Raw genomic sequence first — 20,420 nt, 5'->3', positions numbered from 1 at the left:
ACGAGCTGGTTGAGCACGTCTCGTAGCTCACGACCGCAGCTCTTTCTCGTGCGCGATCTCCATGGTGGCCGGCTGGGGAGGATTGTCGGTCCATGGACATGTGATCCTCTCCCGCCCTCGCCGATACACCCCCATAGTCGAGACTGCCGGGCGCGCCCGGCCCCTGCGGCGAAGGAGAGTATCGCCGAGGTCAACGGCGCCTACGACCAGGTGCTGGCCCTGCTGAGCGGCGCCAAGGCCTGATCCAGCAACGCACAAAATGGAGAGCCGAACGTGAAACCCACGAATGAAGACACCGTCGAAATCAGCAGGGTCGTGGCGCTGTGGGCGCACATCATGGACGACCACGAACTGGACCGTCTCGGCGAATGCCTCACCGAAGACGCGGTGTGGGACGGCAGCGTCTTCGGCGGTGCCCCGGTCGTCGGGCTGGACGCGATCGCGGCCTTCATGAACGCCCCCGGACACGCGAAGGCCCACCACACGACGAACATCGTCGTGTCGGAAGGCCCGGGCGACGAGGTGCGGGCCCGATCCAAAGGACTGAGCCTGCTGGAGGGCGGCGATGTCGCCAGCGTCGTATACGCCGACGACCTGCGACGCACCGATGACGGCTGGCGCATTTCCCGGCGGGCCATCCATCTCACCTGGCCACGTCGCTTCTAGGGGTGCTTGCAAAAGCCGGGTGCTTGCGGGCGAGTGTCATGCAATGGGCGAGTTGCAGTAAGGCGTCGTGCATGTCCTCGCGTGCTCCCACCGGATCCACAGGCGGCGAGGGCCACGGAGCCAGGCGTTGGCGGACTCGGCGTCCCAGCGGACCTTGCCCGGACCCGAGCCGTGCGGCCGGCTCCGTCGAGCGATCTCCGGTGTGATGCCACGCTCGCGCAGTCGGCGGCGATAGAGGTCGTAGTCCTGGCCGCGGTCGGCATACAGCATCCTGGGTTTGCGCCGGGGGCGGCCCCGCTTGCCCGCACCGGCCCAAGGCTGTCGATCAGCGTCAGAAGCCCGGTGACATCGTGGCGGTGACCGCCGGTCAGAGACACCCGCAGCGGAGTGCCGCGGGCATCGGTCAGCACGTGATGCTTCGAACCCGGCCGCCCGCGGTCAACCGGGCTCGGACCGACTTTCGGGCTGCTTCGTCCCCGCTTGGCCTGCACATGAGAGGCGTCGACGGTGGCGCGGGAGAAGTCGAGACGGTCCGCCGCCCGCAACCCGTCCAGCAGCACCCGCTGGAGCTCCTCCCACACCCCTGCCTCCTGCCACTCGGCCAGCCGCCGCCAGCAGGCAGGACCCGAACCGAACCCCAACTCCTGCGGCAGGAACTCTCACTGGACACCTGTGTACAGGACGAACAACACACCCTGGAGTGTCCTGCGGTCATCGCTCCGCTTACACCCCCGGTATCGGAACCGCCGCTCATGCTTCGGCAACAGCGGCTCGATCACCACCCACAACCCGTCACTGACCTCCCACGGCTTCCGCCGCGCCATGGTCACACCCCACAGAAAACACGGGATTACGTACATCGCCGCCGTAGCACAACACGATCTTTCTGCACGGACCCCTAAAAAAGGACGTAACACCGCCATGAACGCTTTCACCACCGCCGTAGCCGTCGGGTCGGAGGAGCCGCTCAGCCCCGGCTACGACGCGGCGACCAAGGACGACGCCGAGTTCAACAAGTACTTCCGGCACGGCTTCATCACCATCGACGACGTGCAGATGCACTACGTCATCGGCGGCGACGGCCCGCAGGTCATGGTGCTGCTGCACGGCTGGCCGCAGAGCTGGTACGAGTACCGCCCGATCATGCCCTCACTGCTGCCCGGCCGCACCGTCATCGCCATCGACCTGCCGGGCATGGGCGACTCGACCGGAAACCCGCCCTCCATGACCAAGACGGTCCTGGCCACGTACGTCCACAAGCTGCTCAACCACCTGGGCCACCACGAGAACGTACAGGTCGTCGGCCACGACTTCGGCCTCAACGTCGCCTACCCACTGGCCGCCCAGCACCGCGACCAGGTGGCGGGCCTGTTCCTCATGGACGGCGGCCTCGTCGGCAAGAACCTGAGGTTCGCCACCCTCGCATCGGTATCTTGGCACTTCTCCTTCTTCTTGCAGAATCCGCTCGCCGAGGAACTGGTAACCGGCCGGGTCGAAACCTTCCTCACCCACTTCTTCCAGAGTGTGAAGACCGCCGGCGAGAACGTCTCCGACGACGAACTCGCCGAGTTCGTCCGGGTGTTCTCCCGCCCCCAGGTCCTGCACGCCGGCTTCGAGCTCTACCGGACCCTGACCCAGGACGAGGCCGACAACACCACACTCCAGGACACCCCGCTGACCATCCCGGTCCACATGATCACCCAGGCCGCCCTCGCCGACGTGTTCCTGCCGCCCATCCATGACGCCGCCCCCCACGCCACCTCCGCCGTCGTCCCCGGCGCCGGACACTTCCTCGCCCACGAAGCACCCGACCGCGTCCTGGCCGAGATCAACGCCTTCTACCCCACCTCCACCCCCTGACCAAAAAGCACCACACGACCACATGACGTCCAAACCATCCGATGCCAGAACTCGCGCGGTCCCTGAACGGCGACCTCGAAAGCCGGCACACCGAGGCCAACATAAATGGCGCCTGACGACGTCTCAGCCAGATCACACCTGCCGGCATCCGCGGACGAGTGGATCCGCACCCCGGTCGGGGAACACGTCGAGGTGCAGTCCGCGAGCGGTGGGACGGGCGTGGCGACCGCGCTCGTCGGCGGCGCACCGATCCTGCCGGTCCGACCCGGCGAGCTGTCCGGTCCGTCCCTGGGAGTCACGCTGGAGGCGTGGGGTCCGGCGGGCGGGCCGGTCCGTGGGCAGACCGCCGAGCTGGTGATCATCCTACCGATGCCGTCCATGCCGCTGCACTTCTGGAACGACGCAGGTGGCAGCCGTCACAACGACTCCTACTTCCCCGCCTGCCCGGGACTGCGGCGGCACTACGACCGGGTCACCATGACCCAGCGCGGCACGGTGATCGTGAACAGCCGTCCGGACTCCCCCCTGAACCGCCCGGGGGTTCGGATCGGATGAGGAGCGCGGGAGGGCGGCGGTGTCGCCAGCGTCGTCCACGCCGACGACCTGCGACGCACCGATGCCGGCTTCCAGTGAGGTGTCTGTTGCCTGGCGTCACCACCTGTGGCAGTTGACTGGCTTTCAGGAGAGCAGAAGGCCGGTACGCGCGGTTCGCCGACGAGCCCTCCATTCAGGAGCCGGAGGGGTTCTCCGGCTGGACGTGGTGGCCTTGGAACAGACCCGGGCCAAGCGCCTGTCTCACAACCGGCTGGGCCGCGGTGCAGTGGGGCACTGTACGGATGCCGGCACCTTCTTGTCGGCGCCGGCCGACGTGCCGCCGGGGGTGGCGGGGTTCGTCGCGGAGCAGTTGGAGACAGGGGCGAGACACGAGGGCCTCTCACGGGTCACCGCGTCGGCCCCCGTACCTCCTCACATGGAAATTGCGCGGTTCAGGCGGACAAGGTATTCCGCGTCCGGTTGCACGCCGGCCCCGAAGCGTTCCCGGATCACGGCGAGCCCGAGGTCACGCCGCTTCGGTGATCGCGCCGCGTCGGCCGTCGCCAGTGCGTCCGGCAGCTCTTGACGGGTGAGATCCGTGCAGTAGGCGGGTGTGCCGGGCTGCTGCCGCCACGATTCCGCGAGCGGCCCCGCATCAAAGGCGTCGAACCCGGTGTCCTCCACGAGTGCCATGGCCAGGTCACGCTCGCGCGGACTGTCGGCCGCGACGGGGAGCGAGATGCGGTCCGCACTTCCCACCGGCTTGTTCCTGTGCGCGAACGACTCGGCTCCGATCGAGTTCCACGCCTTGACGATGGGCCGGCCCAGCAGCTTTGCAACCCACACGCTCTCGGCCTGGCCGGCCTCGATCGCCGCGATTCCGTTGTCCCGATGCGGGAAGTAGTTCGACGTGTCGATGACCACCGTGTCAGCCGGAACCTTGGCGATCAGTGGTGCGACCTGCGAAATGCGGGCGAAGGGAATCGAGAGGACCACGGCGTCGACGTCCGCTACAGCTTCCGCCGCTGTCACCGCTCGTCCGCCCGAGGCCAGTACGTCCGCCTCGATCGTCTCCGGGCCGCGCGAATTGGCCGCCTTCACCTCGTGCCCGGCCGCGCTCAACCGCCTGGTCAACGTCTTGCCGATGTTCCCGGTGCCGAGAATGCCGATCTTCATGGTGAAACTCCTTGTCCGGAACGGAACCCCGGTTTCGGTGACCGGGGTTCCCGGGCTTGGTCCCTGCGGCGCGACCGGGGCTGCGGCCGATCGCGGACGCGGTGGTGTCAGTGGGTGATGGCGACCTTGCCGAAGTGAGCGCCGCTCTTCGTGCTCGTCGTGTGTGTTCGTGGTGTGCCGGCATTGCCGCCCTCGTGCCGTCGCGTCCGCGAGAGTCGCGTCGGGCGACTCAGCGGTGGGCGGCGCGGTTCATCTCGACGACGTCATCGACGGTGGGGTTGGCCGGGAGGGCGGCGAAGCGTTCCGGGAGGCTGTCGCGGATGGCCGCGCCCTTGCCGCGGTCGGCCGCGGGAAGCTCGTCGAGGGGCAGTTCGGTGCAGTAGGCGGGGCTGTTCGGCTGCTGGCGCCAGGAGTCGGCCAGCATGCCGGCGTCGTAGCCGGTGTCGTCCACGAGCCGCATGGCCACACGCCGCGCCTCCTCAAAGTCGCCGGTGACGGAGCTGGCGAGGCTGCCGGGCGTCCCGGCCGGAACGCCCCGGATGCGCTCAGGAGGGCAGCGCGGTTGCGCTGGACGACCGCGCGGGGCTTACGTCCCCGCTGTTCACCGGCGCTCATGCACCCTCCTGCCTGCCGTGATCCTGCGGCCGCATCAAAACGGATGCCGCCTCCGCCTATCTGCGAGAGTAAAACGGAGGCTGCATCCGGTCAAACCGGCGGCCCGACCACGGAGTCCGGACAGCCCAGGGGCCCACCTGTCTGGCCGCAGCGCGCAGGACAAGAGCCGTGCGGAAGTGGGTGCGCGGGGGCCGCGCCGCCGGACCCGACGACTTCCGGCGTCCTGGACCGTGCCCCGCATGCATCACCAGCGCCCCTGGCCGGATTCGGCACACAGGTCTCCAGCTTGTTCGGCCCCTCCCGCGCCGAGCCCGGCCCGGTCCCCCCAGTCCAGGACGTCAGGGGGTGAGCTGCTGGTGCCCGATGACGGAGAGCAGTTCAAGCTTGCTGTGGCTCTCCGTGCCGGGGCGAGTGGTCAGCACCACCAGGGTCTGGGCACGGTTCTCGGTGAACAGGAGCTGGGCGTCGACATCGATGCGGCCGAGTTCGGGATGGAGGAGGGTCTTGCAGTCGTCGTAGCTCTGTGCGACTTCCTGCAGTTCCCACATGCGGACGAACTCGGGGCTGTGTTCTTGGAGTTCGGCGAGGATCCGGGCGGCTCGGGGGGTGTCGCTGCCGGCGGTCAGCGCGGCCCGCAGGCGCGCCGCATGGGCGCGGCCGTGGTGTTCGTGGACCTCCTCGGGATACACCAGACGTTCGGCCGGGTCCATGAACCAGCGGTAGTAGCCGCTACTGGCCAGACCGGTGTGGCGGGTCTGGTCGCCGAGCAGCGCGATGGCCAAGGGGTTCATCGCGAGGGTGTCGAGCAGGTCGGTCTGCACCAGGGCCGGGGAGTCGTCCAGGCGGTCCAGGACCCGCATCAGGGTCGGGCTGACATGCTCGGAGCGGTGAAAGCGGGCCGGAGCGTTGTGGCCGATGAGCGCGAAGAGATGGTCGCGTTCGTCCAGGGTCAGCCGTAGTGCCCGGGCGAGAGCCGTGGTGATCTGGACGGAGGGCTGCGGGGCGCGCTGCTGTTCCAGCCGGGCGTAGTAGTCGGTGGACATGCCGACGAGCTGGGCGACCTCCTCACGTCGCAGCCCCTGCGTACGCCTGCGCGGCCCCTCGACCAGCCCGACATCGCGGGGCCGCAGCGCCTCACGCCGATGACGCAGGAATTCCGCCAGTTCCTTCTTGTCCATGCCACCCATCCTCGCCCCATCCCGCCCGGCTATCCAGAGACCGCCGATCCATGGCTAAGCCACTCCTCTCCCAGCCGCGCGAAGCCGCTCACACGGCCGACACCGAGGGCGCTCGCAGCGAGACGACCCGATGATCACCTGCCCCTGCCTGATCCGCTGGGAGATTCACCATCCGTCGGCGGTACGCCGCAGGCCGTCGGTCTGGAAGACGGCCCGCCGCGATGGTCCCCCGTCGAGGACACCCAACGCTTTGACCGGCCCCGGGCCTCGTCGCCCGGCCCGGCCGATGGGACGAGGTTCGTCGCGTGACGGCTCTCGCGTGCTGTTGTTTCCCGTCGGAAACAACAGGTCGGTCAACTGCCGGCGATCATGGCGAGGACGTCGTCGTAGGAGCCGGTGGCCACTGCGTCGCGGATGAACCTGGCACGCTCGACGACAATCTCCTTCGCGTCGGGCTTCTCGCGCAGCAGGTCGAGGGCTTCGGTGAGGAAGTCGTCCAGCGGCATGGCGTGTTCGCTGTCCTGCTGGCCGAACAGGTTGGTTTGCACGCCCGGCGGGACCATCTCGATCACCTGGACACCGGTGTCAGCGCCGGCGAGCTGGATGCGCAGGCTCTCGGAGAAGGAGTGCAGCGCGGCCTTGGTCGCACTGTAGGTCGGGGTGCTCTGATAGGGGACGAACGCCAGCGCTGAGGTGACGTTCATGACGACCGCGTCGTCCTTGCCCACCAGCAGCGGCAGGAAGGCGTACGTCATCCGGATCGTGCCGAGCAGATTGGTCGCGATGTGATCTTCGGAGACCTGGAGTCCGGCCGGGTCGAGGAGGTTCTCCCGCTGCATGATGCCGGCGTTGTTGACGAGGACGTTCAGCCCGGGGTGGCTCGCCGCCACGGTCTCACGGGCCCGGGCGATCGAGTCGGGGTCCGCGACATCGAGAACGAGGGCGTCGATGCCGGGGTGCTCGGCCGTGATCTCGTCGAGGAGTTCCTTGCGCCGGCCGGCGACGATCACCTTGTTGCCTGCCTCGTGCAGACGCAGGGCCAGACCGAGGCCGATGCCCGAGGTTCCGCCGGTGATCAGGATCGTGTTGCCGGTCATCTTCATGGGGGACTTGCTCCTTCGGTACGGCGGGCCGGTGAGCGCCCGCAGCCTCGACCGTAGGAGCGCCCGCGCAGCGGCGGGAGAGGACGGCTTATCCATGGACCGGCGCTCCCTGGCTGAGCCGCAGACGACGCTCCTGCCCGGTCAGCGCCTCCAGAGCGGGCGTAGCGAGCCACCGGTAGGAGAACCCGGGGGCCAGGATCACAACCTGTTGGAAGACGGTGAGCCAGGTGGCGTTCGCAGCGATGAACTCACCCATCCCCGCGGTGAGATGGAGGCGCACGTTGTCCCAGACGAGCACGATGAGCCCGCCGAGCTGGATGCGGGCCCGCACGACCAGGTCGCGCAGGTCTCGCCAGCCGAAACCCTTCGGCTGGCCCAGGCGGCACCGGTACTCGCGTACCGCGTAGAACATCCGCGAGCGGCGGCCCGGCTGGTAGCAGACCATCCCTGCCATCGACACCCGGCCCGATCCTCGCCCGCGTACCCGCACCACGGCGTGCAGCCCCTGCGGCCCCAGGTCCTGGAGCGCGGCGGCGTCAGCGACTGCCCGGCCTCGTCCTGGAAGACGATCCAGGCACCGAGAGCCGCCGCGGTGCTTTTACCCGCAGCCAGACGTCCTTCTTCCACAACTCGACCGCCGCGTCGTCGCGTTCGATGGCCCGGCGGGCGGGCTGCTGCCACGATCAGCCGTGCCGTCTCAGGAGCCGCCACGTGCCTTGGAGCGTGTACGAGACGTGGAGCATGAGACCGATGAGCGTCTTCACCCGGGCCAGTGTCCACCGCTGATCTGCCCAGCCGTGTGCCAACGGCCCACGCTGCAACTCGCTTTCAAGCCGGGACAATTGAGCATTGCTGAGCTGGGGTCGTCCGGGTGATCCCACGGAGGCGGCACCGGCCGCACCGTGTTCGCGCCAGGGCCGGCGCCACCGCTCCACGGACCGCTCACTCACTCGCAGCGCGGCGGCGACCTCCCGGTTCTTCTCCCCGCGCTCGAAGCGGTCCACGGCCTGCAGTCGGACCCGCTCCCGCGCTGCCCTCCCAGCGTCGGTCAGCTCGCCGCCCTGCGCACATCTCACAAGCCCACAGCTACCTGACCATCGCAGAGGCGTCAGGAGAACGCCCCGACATCACCCGATCAAGTTCAGCAGGTTCTCTCCGGAGTCCTTGAGAGTGTGTGAGAGCGCGAACGATCAGGCTCCTGACAAGCCAAGGAGCGCGTCGGCGTTGCCATGGGCGATCCGCGCCCGATCGGCGGGAGAAACCGGCAAGTTGTTGAGGAACGCCGTGGCCTCGTCATTGGGGCTGTACGGATAATCGACCGAGAAGAGGATGCGATCCGCGCCGAAAGCGGTCAGGGCGGCGAGGAACGCGGATTGGTCGAAGAAGCCACTGGTCGTGATCCACACCTGATCCAAGATGGTCTGCGATACGTCTCGCTGCAGCCCGATTTCCTTTCCCGGTCCGAACATCGCATCGACGCGCTGAAGCATCATCGGCAGCAGCTCGCCCATATGGCCGATGATCAGCTTCAGATCCGGATTTCGGTCGAGTGCGCCCGACACGGCCAGGCGCAGAATGTGAAGCCCTGTTTCCGCATGCCAGCCGAAACCGGCATTGGACAAGATGAACGCGGTAAAGTCCGGCAGCCCCTGGAAGTAGATGTCGCGCACCGCACGTGGCGCGGGTCCGGGATGGATATAGAGGGGGGCGCCGATGGCCTCGGCACGTGACAGGATCGGAGCGAAGCGCGGGTCGTCGAGGAACAGTCCGTCGGTGGTCCCGTTGATCGAGGCGCCACGGAAGCCCAATCGGGTCACGCACCGTTCCAGTTCGTCCGCGGCCGCCTCGGGATCCTTCATGGGGAGGTGCGCGAACGCCGCGAACCGATCCGGTTGCCGTTCGACGGCCTGAGCCAGTCGGTCGTTATAGTCGCGCGCAAGGCTCACACCCTCCTCACCGGCCAGCATCTCGGCGCCCGGGCCCACGGCCGACAGCACCTGCATGGTGATTCCGGCTTCGTCCATCGAGCCGATGCGTTCCTGCTCTGTATCGTCCAGGGCCCGGTCGAGCGCACTCGCCGGCTCGTCTGCATCAGAGGGCGCCCATCCGGCCGGCACCCATCCGGATGCAGCGACGTCCGCGGTGGAAATCCTTTGCGCCAGATCAGTGAAAAGGACATGTTCCTCTAGAGCAACGATGCGCATGATCTTGTTCTCCGTCCAATTGGAATGTGAGTGCGACACAAGGGGGCGGCGGTCAGCGGCTCGGCTCGTAGGTGAGTTGCTTGACGTGCCGCAGGGTCAGGGCGGTTTCCACGGCCTGCACTCCGTCGAGGCCGCCGATCTTCTTGCTGAGGTATGTGTAGAGCTCGCCGGTGCTCGAGGTGGCGACGGTCGCGAGGAGGTTGGCCTGGCCGGTGGTGGCGCCGGCGAAGCGGACCTCGTGGTGTTCGGCCAGTTTCCGTCCGGCGGTGTCGAGTGCGGAGGGGGCGACGGTGAGCCAGAGCATCGCGCTGATGCCGTGTCCGAGGGACTCGCGGTCATGCTGCACCTTGAAGTAGAGGATGCCCGTGGAGCGCAGACGCTCCAGGCGCCGCTTGACAGCGAACTCCGACTGGCCGGTGCTGGTCTGCAATTCACTGAAGGTCGCCCGGCCGTCGCGCCGCAGCACGGCGAGCAGCGCCTCGTCTGCTCCGTCGAGAGCGATGCGGGCGGCTACCGGCTCGCTGTACGGGAGACGCAGTGCCGCCTCCTGGTCGGGTTCGAGCGCTTGAGTCTTGTCGAGCCAGCCGAGCGGGCCGCCGTAGAAGGTGTGCAGCAGGCAGTGGGCGCTGACCGAAATGACCTGAGGCGTGCGTTGCAGGCGGTCGAAGAGCAGTTCGTCGCGGTCCTGTCGGCTGCGGGCTCCCATGGCGCACAGCACTTCGGTGCCGCCGGAGATGAGATCGACGTGTGAGGTGTCGGGACGCCGGGCCAGCGCGGTGGCGAGTTGTTCGGCTACGTCGGGAGTGCAGCGCAGCCGGACGATCCAGCTCTGGCGGCCCAGCAGGCTCTCGTCGGTCATGCCGACGATCCTGAGTCCGGCGGTGGTGCGCAGTTTGCGGAAGCGGCGGGCGACGGTCTGGTCGGACACTCCGAGGATTTCGGCGATGCGGCTGAACGGCGCCCGCCCGTCCACCTGGAGCGCGTGCAGCAGCTTCAGATCGAGCGCGTCGGGTGAAGGGGACTGCATCGATGGCTCCTGCTTCGGCCGGGTGAAGTTCACGTCGTGTCGTACGACAGCGCTGTGTGGCCCGGGACGGGAAGGGTCCGATCCCGGGCCACTGCGCGGCGCCGCGCCCGTCCCCACGGTCGGCGCCGGTACCGGCGCGGTGACTGTCCGCTCCTGAGCCGTGCCGGTACGTCTGGTGTCATCTCGGTGCGGGTCCGGGGCTCACGAGGGGCGGCTGCCTGCGCCAGGCACCGTCTGAGTGCCGGCGGTGGGCAGGTCGGGTGTGCGAGGCCCTTGTACGGAGGCAGCCGGGTCTGTTGCCGGTAGGACCGACTGCTGCTGCGGCCGGCGCAGCAGGAAGAAGCCCACCACGGCCGCCAGCAGGGTCAGGACGGCCGCGACGACCAGGCAGAGCTGAAGACCGTCGATGAACGCCTGCGACACGGCGCCGAGGACACGCGGGGTGTCCGCGCCCAGGCGAAGCCTGCCGACCGAACGCAGTCCGCCGGCGTCCGCTGCCTCGGTGACGCGCCGGATCGTCGCTCCGCCCAGCCCCGCGTCGGTGAGATGTCCGGGCAGAGCGTCCACAGCACGAGAGGACAGCAGCGCGCCCAGGACGGCGGGGCCCAGGGCGCCGCCGAGTTGACGGAAGGCGTTGTTGGCGGCAGCGGCCATACCGGCCTGGTGGAACGGCACCGAACTGACGGCGGTGGCGGTCATCGGGGTCAGGACGAACGACACGCCCAGGCCGAGCAGGGCCATCCGCCAGGCCAGTGAACCGAACGAGGTGTTGGCGTCGATCGTGGTCAGCGACAGCAGCGCGACCGCCACGACCAGCAGGCCGCCGGGAATCAGCACCCGCGGAGAGACCCGGTGCACCAGGCGTCCCATGGGGACACCGAGGACCAGCGGCACCATGCACACCATCAGCAGCCGCCAGGCCGATTCGAGGGTGCTGAGCTGCTGGACCATGCCGAAGTAGAGGCTGAGGGCGAAGAAGAACCCGATGAGCCCGAGGAAGCTGATCATGGCGATCAGTGAGGTGGCGGTGAAGGAGGGGCTGCGGAACAGTGTCAGGTCCAGCATCGGGCTGGAGCTGCGCCGCTCCACCCGTATGAAAGCGACCGATGCGGCAACGGCGGTGGACAGGGCAAGCATCACCTTGGTGGCGGTGAAGGAGTCGGCGCCGCCCTCGATGATCCCGTAGACCAGAGCGGTGATGGCCAGCGCGGCGGTGATCTGGCCGGGCCAGTCCAGTCGGCGCGTGCCTGGGGCACGGGAGTCGGTGAGCAGCTTCGTCGAGACGACCAGCGCGAGCAGCGAGGCGGGGACGGGCAGCAGGTAGAGCCAGCGCCACGCGAAGTGCTCGAGGATCACGCCCGCGATGACGGGGCCGAGTGCGAGGGCGGCCACCAGGGAGGTCGCCCACACGCCGATGAAGTTCCCGCGCTCTCGCGGATCGGGAACGGTGTGGCTGATCAGGGCCAGAGTCGAGGGCAGCAACGCGGCCGCGCCCAGACCGGCGAAGGCCTGTCCGGCCCAGACGACCTCGATCGACTGGGCGCACAGTGCGATCAGGGCACCCAGACCGCTGAAGGCCAGGCCCGCCTGGAAGACCTTCTTACGGCCGTGCACGTCACCGAAGACGCCCGCGGTGAGGATGAGCGCGGCCATGGGCAGCACGAACGCGACGCTCACCCAGGACAGCTGCGAGGTCGACGTGTCCAGCGCCCGCTGAATGGCGGGCAGGCTCGCCGAGACGGTAGTCACCGGCAGATAGGCGACGAACACGCCGACGCAGGCCATGACGAGTGTGGGCACCCGCCGCTCCTGCGGCGGGTTCGCCGTGGTCGTGACGTTCACAAAAGACTCTCTCCCTTAGGTACCAGGCGCTGTGGTCGGCTGGCTTCCGCCGCAACGTTCCGGCTTGCCGGGGAGCCGAGGCCAGCCACGAGCGCCGGATCCCGGAAATCCGACATCGGGGCCTTCGGTCCGGAGGAAGTCCGACCCGGCAGAGAACAACGGTCGGCAGCTGTCGGCGTGCCCGAAGATCTGGCAGAGCCGCGGATACAGCCGTTCCGGCCGCCCAGTGATGCGGGCCCGGGGACGGCGCAGGCGCCGCCCTCGACGAGGGCGAAGGTCGTCATGATCAGTCCTTGTGTGGGAGGGGCCGTCCCGGAGGGCGTGCCAGGTCACGGCGTCACCAGCCGGTTGAGGGCACGATGTTCGTCGATTGCCTGGGGACCCGGCCGGTGTATCGGGCCCGTGCCCAGGGTCAGGGACAGGCCCGTGCCCTGGTTGGCATGGGCGATGATCTCCGCGGTGATGGAGACCGCCGTCTCCTCAGGCGTGCGTGCACCGACGTCGAGACCGATCGGGGAACGCAGCCGAGCCAGTCGGTCCTGCGCGACGCCCGCCTCGCGCAGGAGACGCAGGCGTTCGTCGTGCGTCCGGCGGGATCCCATCGCGCCCACGTAACCGACGGGCAGATCGAGTGCCAACTGCAGCAGGGGGATGTCGAACCTGGCGTCGTGGGTGAGGACGCAGACGGCGGTACGGCCGTCGACCTCGGTGCGTTCCAGATAGCGGTGCGGCCAGTCGACCACGACCTCGTCCGCGTGCGGGAGGCGGGCCGCGGTGGCGAAGACGGGGCGGGCGTCGCACACGGTGACCCGGTAGCCGAGGAAGCGGCCGGCCTGGCTGAGCGCGGTGGCGAAGTCGACCGCGCCGAAGATCAGCATGCGGGGGCGGGTCGCGGCCACATGGACGAGGACGGACAGCCGGTCGGGGCAGGTGTCCGCGTCCCCGCCGAACGAGGCGGCCGCGGTGCGTCCCGCCCGGAGCTGGGCTGTGGCCCGGTCCGCCACCGCCTGGCCTGTCGGCCCTGCGGCCAGCGTCGCGTCGGCGGTCCAGCTGTCGCCGAGAACGCTCAGGGTGGCGCCGATGAGTGCGTCGGGGCCGTCGACGACCTGTGCCACGGCGGCGGGTCGGTCCCCGGCAACCTCGGCGAGGGCCGCGCCGAGATGCGGCCGGGTCGCGGGGTCGATGCGCTGGACGAGAACGTCGAGTTCGCCGCCGCAGGTCAGGCCGACGGCGAAGGCGTCGTCGTCGGAGTAGCCGAACCATGCGCGCTGTGGGGCGCCCCGGTCCTGTAGCACCTGTCGGCACAGTTCGTAGACGGCGCCTTCGACACAGCCGCCGGAGATGCTTCCGACGGCGTTGCCGTCCTCGTCCACCGCGACCGACGTACCGACGGGCAGGGGCGCGCTGCCGGTGACGTCGACGACGGTGGCCAGGGCGAAGGGGCGTGCCTCGCGGCACCAGCGGTGCAGTGTGTCCGCGATGTTCAGCATGAGTCCTTCTCCGTGGTTTGCCGTCGGGGCGTGGGGCGGGTCGCCGCCGCGCCGTCGGGGAGTGCATACGCGGCGGCGACCCTGGTGGGTCCGGCAGCCGGGCGGGAGACCGGTTACCGGACAGGCCGGTGGCATCGAAGACCGCGTTGGCGAACGGGGCCTGCGCCGTGCAGAACGGCACCCGGGCAAGCCCCGGATGTGCATTTCCGGGGAGGCTGAATTTCCAGTGATCCCGTGGGTGGTGCGATGTCGGTCGCACCACCCGAGCACTCCTGCCCGGAGTGATCCTGACGGGTTGACGGCCTACATCACGTGCTCGATCCGGATGGGCAGCCGGTTCTGGCGCTGTCCGGTGGCGTGGAAGACCGCGTTCGCGACAGCGGCTGCCGCGCCGATCATCGTGACCTCTCCGAGGCCCTTCACACCGACGTCGTTGAGGAGCAGATCGGGCTCGTCGATGAAGTCGAAGTCGATCTCCTGTATGTCGGCGTTGACCACGAAGGGATACTCCTCCAGCGTGGTGTTGAGGAATCCGCCGAAGCGCGGGTCGACCTCGCTCGACTCCCGGAGCGCCTGGCTGATGCCCCAGGTCACGCCCCCGCGGACCTGACTGGCCGCGGTGACCGGGCTGGCGACCCGGCCGCAGTCGACCACACAGAGCGCCCTGGGCACACTGATGCGCCGTGTCGTGGCCTCGATGCGGACCTCGACGAAGTGAGCGACCCAGCTGAAGGCCGTGAACTCCGGGAAGACCGGACCCGCGGCGGAGAACAGGCCGGCCCGCGAACGGTCCAGCATCTCGGGGGGCTGGCCCGGTCCCACGGAGGTCACCTCCACCTCCGTCGCCCCGCCTCCGGTGGCCCGGACCGCGTCTGCCACATCCACGGTCCCGGTGTCGCCCGCGCCGAGCTGCTTGCGCAGCTCGCGCAGTGCCTTGTGCACCGCGGGCAACGCCGTCGCGGTGCCCCACGCACCGGCGGTGAGATGCTGCGGCGCGATGCGCGTGTCACCCACCTGCACGACGACTTCCCGCACGGGCACACCGAGGTCTTCCGCGACCAGGAGAGCGATCGCCGAGCGGATGCCCTGCCCCATCTCGTGACCGTCGACGCCGACGGTCACCCGGCCATCGACCGCCGCGGACATACGGGCCACGGCCGGAGCGACCAGGACCGGGTGGGCGCCGACAGCGACGCCAAGGCCCACGAACGATCCGTCAGCGGCACGCATCGACCCCGGCCGCGGATCGCGTTTGTCCCATCCGAACCGCTCCGCACCCCGTGTCAGACACCGCGCCAGGTGGCGGGAGGAGAAAGGCAGCCCGGTGACCGGGTCCGTGGCGGTGTCGTTGGCCAACCGCAGCTCGACGGGATCCCGGCCGGTGGCGTAGGCCAGTGCGTCGATGGCCGACTCGAACGCGAAGCTGGCCGGGCCCTCCATCGGAGCCCTCATGAATCCCGGCGTCTGGACATCGGTCTGAACCAGGCGCTGACGTCCCCCGAAATTGGGTACGCCGTACAGCCTCGACGTCATCTCCGTGAACATGGCGGGGTACAGGTCGTGGCGGGACGTCTGGTGCTCCGCGTCGTGGAGGGCGGCCAGGAGCCGTCCCGACGGGTCGGCGCCGAGCCGGATGCGGTGACGGCTGACCGGCCGGAAGCTGCCGGCGTGGAACATCTGCGGGCGCGGAACGACCAGCTTGACCGGACGCATCAGCCGGCGTGCGGCGAGCGCCAGCGGCCCGATGTGCGGCTGCAGTGCGTTGCGGGATCCGAAGCCGCCTCCGGTGTAGGGCGAGATCACTTCGACATCCGCCGGATCGAGGTTCAGCTGCGTGGCGACTCCGTGGCGCAGTGCGCCGGCGTTCTGGGTGCCCTCGTGCACCACGAGCCTGTCGCCCCGCCATTCCACGACCGAGCTGATCAGTTCCATCGGGACCTGGTGCTGCGCCGGGTGCAGGTAGGTCTCGTCGATCTGCACGGGGCTCGCCGCGTACGCGCCCTCGGCGTCGCCCACCTTGATGTCGGGAAACCAGGGCAGGGCTTCTTCCTGGACGACGGAGGTGGCGCCTTCGTCGTCGAGTCCGACGGCGAACGGCTCGGTCTCGTAGCGTGCCCGGACGAGTTCCGCCGCCTCGGTGGCGGCGACCAGGGTGTCGGCGACGACCAACGCGATCGGCTGTCCCCGGTAGGCGACGACATCGCTGAGCAGCGGCTGCAGGCTCTGGAAGGAGAAGCCTCCACCCATCAGGAACCCGGGACCGCGCAGTTCGTCCTCGGTGAACCGGGTCAGGACCAGACGGACTCCGGGGACCGCCTCGGCCGCGGCGGTGTCGATGGCCACGGTGCGGCCCTTGCCGATCGTGGCCACGGCGAACATGGCATACGCCAGGTCGTCCGGGACGCGGTCGGCGCCGTAGCGTGCGCTGCCGGTGACCTTTTCGTGGGCATCGACGCGGCGCAGGTCTGGGGGCTTCATCGGGCGGCTCTCTTCCCGGCGGTGAGCAGTGCGTCAGTAACGGTGCGGATGCCCAGCTCCACGCGGAACGCGCCGGTGCGAGGAGGGCGGGCCCCGGCGAAGGCGACTTCCCCCGCGCGGCGGGCGGTTTCCCTGGTGAGTCGCTCGCCGATCAGTGAGCGTTCCGCTGTCGTCGCCCGCCAGGGGCGCGTGGCGACCCCTCCCAAACCGATCCGGCAGTCCGTGACCATTCCCTGGGCGTCCAGCGTCACGGCGGTGGCGGCCGAGGTGAGAGCGAAGGCGTAGGACTCCCGGTCACGGATCTTGTGATACGTGGAGCCGCGACCGGCGGGTGTCGCGGGAACGCGGATCCGCAGAATCAACTCATCGGGAGCCAGGGTGTGTTCGAGCAGGGCGTTGTTTCCCGGTTCGACGTGCAGCTCGCCGAGCGGCAGCGTCCGCTCGCCGCCTGGGCCGACCACGTCGAGTACGGCGTCGAACGCGATCAGGGCTACGGCCCAGTCGCCCGGGTAGGTGGCGATGCAGGTGTCACTGGTGCCCAGCAGCGCGTGGGTACGGTCGAGTCCCTCGAGAGCCGCACAGCCGCTGCCGGGATTCCTCTTGTTGCAGGGGAACTCCGCCCCGCCGCGGAAGTAGCCGCATCGCGTGCGTTGCAGCAGGTTCCCGCCCACCGTCGCCATGTTGCGCAGTTGCTGGGACGCCGCCCGCCACAAGGATTCCGACAGCGCCGGATAGTCACGGCGTACGACCGGATGGTCGGCGACCTCGGCCATTCTCGCTCCCGCACCGAACGACAGTTCGCCGTCACTGGTGCTGATCTCGGTCAGCTCGGCGAGACGGTGAATGTCGATGACGGCCGGCGGCGCCTCGATGCCGAGCTTCATCAGGTCGTACAGGGTCGTGCCACCGGCCAGGATCCTGGTACCCGGCTCGGCGGCGGCCAGGGCATCGACGGCCCCGGCGACGCTGTCGGGTACCACATAGGCGAAGGAGCGCACCGTCTACACCTCGCTCTGCGCGGCCTGGTAGGCCACCTGGCGGATGGCGGCGGTGATGCCGACATACGCGCCGCACCGGCACAGGTTGCCGCTCATGTACTCACGGATGGCGCCGTCGGTCTCGGCGTGGCCTTCGGCCAGGCAGGCCAGGCCGGACATCACCTGCCCAGGTGTGCAGTAGCCGCACTGCAGGGCGTCGCAGTCGACGAAAGCCTGCTGCAACGGGTGCAGCGTGCCGTCGGGAGCCGCGACCCCCTCGATGGTCGTCACGTCCTGTCCTGCGACCTGGACCGCCGGAGTCAGACAGGACACGACGCGACGGCCGTCGATGTGCACCGTGCAGGCACCGCACTGCCCCTGATCGCACCCCTTCTTGGTCCCGGTCAGCACGAGACGCTCCCGCAGCACGTCCAGCAGAGACTCACGAGGATCCAGCGCGAGGCACACCTCCTCGCCGTTGACGGTGAAGGCCGTCTCCACCAGGCCGGTCGGCGGCCTCGTGGTCGTCGATGTCTTCTCCATAGGGGGCTCGCTCCTTCGTTGCGGCGGGCGGGTGAGCGCCTGCGGCCTCGACCGTAGAAGCGCCCGCGCAGGAGCGGGAGAGGAAGGTTTATCCATGGATCGGCGGTCTCTGCCTGATGGAGAGGTCCCTGAACGGTCCAGCCACCCCAGCCCAAGCCCCTCGGACGACACGCACAGGCGCACATCCGCCAGGCCGTTTCCCGGTCGGTCGTCGGTACGTCGCGTGGTCTGATCGAGTGATCGCGGAGGGTTTCGCACCACGTCTGACCAGCGGGCGCCTACGGGGGATTGTGCGGGCTCGCGACAATCGTCGAAGGCGGAAGATCCGACCGCCCCGCACTCCGGACGAAACCCCCAGAGCGGGTCTACCTGACCTGCACCTTCAGGCCACCAAAGGATGGCCGCCAACGGCCCCTCGGCGGCAGGTGCGTTCGGCGGCGGAAGGTCGGACTGAAACCAGGCGGCCCGCGGGGTGCGTGCCGAAGGAACGCCGACGCGGGGCGTCCGCGCCCGACTCGGCGGCGGTGACGTCGGCGAGCGCGACGGCGCGCTCCCCGGCCGGGTCCGGGCCGCGCGGTACGTCACGCCCTGCGCGTGGCTGTCCGTGTCACGCCTTCGGCGGCACCACCAAGGACAGTTGATACGCGTGGGAATGCCCGGCGTCCCCGCAGGCCCAGCGGTCGATGCGGCTCGTTGACGATCACATGGTCCCACCGCCCATGTACACCCTCATGTGGTGAAAGCCGGACCGTCCGACAATGACAGCGCACGTCGTCTGGATAGGGGGTGGTGCCTGCGGAGACGATCCGAGAGGTGCGCCCCTTCCCTGGGGCTTACCTGGGCGTCGACACCTGGTCCTTGGACGAGCGCGCAGTTGTGGAAAGGGGCTCGGATGCGCCCTGCCCCGAGCTGAGCCCGTCCAGCAGGAGATCGCCGAGCTCGGAGAAGGCGTCGCCGGCGGTCAGGCTGGTCCTCTCCAGGAGGACCCCCGACTGGACCGCGTCGATGGTGACCGCTACGACGTGGGCGGCGAAGTGGCCGTTGAGGGCGCGGAAGACGCCGGTCTGCACGCCCTCTTCGATCAGTTCGTGGACCCGGTGCGCCGCGGCGGCGGAGTTCTTGCGGTAGATCTGCGCCGTCGGCTCGTAGCCGACCATGTCGTCGTAGAAGGCGTGGGAGTGCCGGCGCATGGCTGTGCCGACGCCGGTGAGGTAGACGCGGATGCGCTGCCGGGGGTCGGGCTCGGCCTGGACAGCCTGTTCGATCTCGGCGGTCGCCTCCCGGAAGAAGGCGCGGGTGACTGCCAGTACCAGCTGTTCCTTCGTGGAGGCGAGGCTGTACAGCGTCGCCTTGGAGCACTCGAGCCGTTGGGCGAGCTCGTCCATGGTCACCGCGGTGAAGCCTTCGGCCAGGATGATCGCCTCGGCCTGGAGCAGCAGTTCGTCCCGCCGGCGTGTGTCGACGACGCGCCTGCGCGCTGTTCGGCGTGGGCGTCGGTCACGCGAGTCAGTTTGGGCCGTCACCGCGGCAGTCTCCCATGAGGATCTTCGCCTGAAGCGGCGAGTGGTCGTCCGGGCCGGAAGCCGACCCCTTGCAAATGGGTACCAGCGTACCTCCTAACGTACCCACGGGGAATGTTCGCGTGAGCGACTCGTCGTCAGGCACCGACTTGCAGCAGTGTGCGGCCGAGGCCCCTTCGCTGGTCCAGGTGCTTCAGCGCAGCCGCCGCCTGTTCCAGGGGAAAGACGGACGAGAGGGGCGGGTCCAGCCGACCGGACTTCAGCAAGGGCCGGAGTTCGCGCCAACAGGCACGGGCGGCCTCCGGATCCTGTCGCCAGTACTCGTCCATCCCCACTCCGAGCACAGAGGTGTTGGTCAGCAGCAGACGATTCACTTTGACCGTGGGGATGCCCCGGCCCGCGAATCCCAGGACGAGGAGGCGCCCCCCGCCGTGCCGCAGCGCGCGAAGCGAGTCCGGGAAGCGATCCCCACCGACCGGGTCGACCACGAGGTCGACGCCCTGGCCGTCGGTGAGGGCTCTGACTGCGTCGAGGAATCCGCCGACACGTATGACCTCATGTGCTCCTACGGACCTGGCCAGTTCGGCCTTCTCCTCAGTGGATACGACCGCGATGACGCGCGCGCCGTGTGCTGCGGCCAGTTGGCAGGCCGCGCTCCCCACTCCGCCCGCGGCTCCGTGGACGAGGACGACCTCGCCGGGGCGGAGAGCACCCCGGTGGACGAGCGCGAAATGCGCGGTCAGGTAGTTAAGGGGCAGGGCCGCACCGCGGCGGGTGTCGACGTTGTCCGGGAGAGGAAAGACCATCGTTGCGTCGACAGCGACGGTCTGGGCGAAGCCACCGGTGACCGGCAGGGCTGCCACGCGGTCACCGGCGCGGAATCCGGCGCCGTCCGTGCGGACCGTTCCGGACACCTCCCAGCCGAGGACGAACGGCAGTTCGGGACGTGTCTGGTACTCCCCGCGAGTCTGCAGGATGTCCGGGAAGACCACACCCGCCCATTCGACGTCGATGAGAACCTGGCCCTCTCGGGTCTCCGGCTCCGGAAGCTCTTGTACGACCAGGGCATCAGGACCCTCGAATGCGGTGACGAGTACTCCCTGCATCAGTACCTCCCGGTCCCAAGGACCGTTTCGTGACCACTGTGTGTTTGCACATCTGCGAACCGGGTCGGCTGTGTGACCGTCCTCGACGACTCCCTCTCACG

Annotated in this window: 17 protein-coding genes and 2 pseudogenes; 3 read left to right on the top strand and 16 right to left on the bottom strand. The window is 69.0% G+C overall.

Features of this window, described 5'->3' with window-relative positions; all coding sequences use genetic code 11:
* Positions 1–273: 273 nt before the first annotated feature.
* On the top strand, positions 274–666 hold the full coding sequence (locus ACIRB1_RS20345) for a nuclear transport factor 2 family protein (RefSeq protein WP_385993986.1): 393 nt from the start codon (positions 274–276) through the stop codon (positions 664–666).
* On the opposite strand, the pseudogene ACIRB1_RS20340 reads toward ACIRB1_RS20345, so the two are convergent.
* Positions 644–1,490, bottom strand: a pseudogene (locus ACIRB1_RS20340) (IS5 family transposase). The gene ACIRB1_RS20345 and the pseudogene ACIRB1_RS20340 sit on opposite strands and share 23 nt — an antisense overlap.
* Positions 1,491–1,587: 97 nt before the next feature.
* On the opposite strand from ACIRB1_RS20340, the gene ACIRB1_RS20335 reads away from it, so the two are divergent.
* Complete coding sequence (locus ACIRB1_RS20335) at positions 1,588–2,526, top strand: alpha/beta hydrolase (protein ID WP_316779893.1); 939 nt, start codon at positions 1,588–1,590, stop codon at positions 2,524–2,526.
* A gap of 105 nt (positions 2,527–2,631) precedes the next feature.
* Positions 2,632–3,081: a hypothetical protein gene (locus tag ACIRB1_RS20330; protein WP_403466440.1), complete on the top strand. Its 450-nt coding sequence runs from the start codon at positions 2,632–2,634 to the stop codon at positions 3,079–3,081.
* 411 nt (positions 3,082–3,492) lie between these two features.
* Here the strand turns inward: ACIRB1_RS20330 and ACIRB1_RS20325 are convergent, their stop codons facing one another.
* From ACIRB1_RS20325 to ACIRB1_RS20255, 15 genes and pseudogenes are all read right to left on the bottom strand, one after another.
* The gene (locus ACIRB1_RS20325) at positions 3,493–4,236 is read right to left on the bottom strand and encodes an NADPH-dependent F420 reductase (RefSeq protein ID WP_185007532.1); all 744 of its coding nucleotides are present in this window, start codon (positions 4,234–4,236) and stop codon (positions 3,493–3,495) included.
* Between the two features lie 229 nt (positions 4,237–4,465).
* The gene (locus ACIRB1_RS20320) at positions 4,466–4,702 is read right to left on the bottom strand and encodes a hypothetical protein (RefSeq protein ID WP_286253768.1); all 237 of its coding nucleotides are present in this window, start codon (positions 4,700–4,702) and stop codon (positions 4,466–4,468) included.
* Positions 4,703–5,189: 487 nt separating this feature from the next.
* Positions 5,190–6,029, bottom strand: coding sequence for a helix-turn-helix transcriptional regulator (locus ACIRB1_RS20315; RefSeq protein ID WP_316779882.1), 840 nt, complete (start codon positions 6,027–6,029; stop codon positions 5,190–5,192).
* A 353-nt stretch (positions 6,030–6,382) separates the two neighbouring features.
* The gene (locus ACIRB1_RS20310) at positions 6,383–7,132 is read right to left on the bottom strand and encodes an SDR family NAD(P)-dependent oxidoreductase (protein ID WP_316779879.1); all 750 of its coding nucleotides are present in this window, start codon (positions 7,130–7,132) and stop codon (positions 6,383–6,385) included.
* Positions 7,133–7,220: 88 nt separating this feature from the next.
* Entirely contained in the window at positions 7,221–7,586 is a 366-nt protein-coding gene (locus ACIRB1_RS20305) for a hypothetical protein (RefSeq protein ID WP_286260058.1), read from the bottom strand.
* Between the two features lie 82 nt (positions 7,587–7,668).
* A pseudogene (locus ACIRB1_RS20300) lies at positions 7,669–8,208 on the bottom strand (winged helix-turn-helix domain-containing protein).
* A 114-nt stretch (positions 8,209–8,322) separates the two neighbouring features.
* A complete protein-coding gene (locus tag ACIRB1_RS20295) occupies positions 8,323–9,336 on the bottom strand; it encodes an amidohydrolase family protein (protein WP_319097805.1) in 1,014 nt (337 codons plus the stop codon).
* 52 nt (positions 9,337–9,388) lie between these two features.
* The gene (locus tag ACIRB1_RS20290; protein ID WP_316779874.1) at positions 9,389–10,363 is read right to left on the bottom strand and encodes an Lrp/AsnC family transcriptional regulator; all 975 of its coding nucleotides are present in this window, start codon (positions 10,361–10,363) and stop codon (positions 9,389–9,391) included.
* A gap of 201 nt (positions 10,364–10,564) precedes the next feature.
* A complete protein-coding gene (locus ACIRB1_RS20285) occupies positions 10,565–12,205 on the bottom strand; it encodes an MFS transporter (RefSeq protein WP_316779871.1) in 1,641 nt (546 codons plus the stop codon).
* A 329-nt stretch (positions 12,206–12,534) separates the two neighbouring features.
* Entirely contained in the window at positions 12,535–13,695 is a 1,161-nt protein-coding gene (locus tag ACIRB1_RS20280; protein ID WP_403466439.1) for an XdhC family protein, read from the bottom strand.
* 303 nt (positions 13,696–13,998) lie between these two features.
* Positions 13,999–16,173 (bottom strand): xanthine dehydrogenase family protein molybdopterin-binding subunit, encoded by a 2,175-nt coding sequence (locus ACIRB1_RS20275; RefSeq protein ID WP_403466438.1) that lies wholly within the window; start codon positions 16,171–16,173, stop codon positions 13,999–14,001.
* Positions 16,170–17,171, bottom strand: coding sequence for a xanthine dehydrogenase family protein subunit M (locus ACIRB1_RS20270; protein ID WP_351417194.1), 1,002 nt, complete (start codon positions 17,169–17,171; stop codon positions 16,170–16,172). The genes ACIRB1_RS20275 and ACIRB1_RS20270 overlap by 4 nt, the downstream gene beginning before the upstream one ends.
* 3 nt (positions 17,172–17,174) lie before the next feature.
* A complete protein-coding gene (locus ACIRB1_RS20265; RefSeq protein ID WP_403466437.1) occupies positions 17,175–17,693 on the bottom strand; it encodes a (2Fe-2S)-binding protein in 519 nt (172 codons plus the stop codon).
* An 833-nt stretch (positions 17,694–18,526) separates the two neighbouring features.
* Positions 18,527–19,216 carry a TetR/AcrR family transcriptional regulator gene (locus tag ACIRB1_RS20260; protein ID WP_319097798.1) on the bottom strand — a complete coding sequence of 230 codons (690 nt, stop codon included), beginning with the start codon at positions 19,214–19,216 and terminating at the stop codon, positions 18,527–18,529.
* 134 nt (positions 19,217–19,350) lie between these two features.
* The gene (locus ACIRB1_RS20255; RefSeq protein ID WP_286253789.1) at positions 19,351–20,319 is read right to left on the bottom strand and encodes an NADPH:quinone oxidoreductase family protein; all 969 of its coding nucleotides are present in this window, start codon (positions 20,317–20,319) and stop codon (positions 19,351–19,353) included.
* Positions 20,320–20,420 lie beyond the last annotated feature (101 nt).

Source organism: Streptomyces sp. NPDC096013 (assembly GCF_044763565.1).
Lineage (GTDB): Bacteria > Actinomycetota > Actinomycetes > Streptomycetales > Streptomycetaceae > Streptomyces.
Note: the sequence above shows the minus strand (reverse complement) of the source record. Positions and strands in the feature narration are given on the sequence as shown.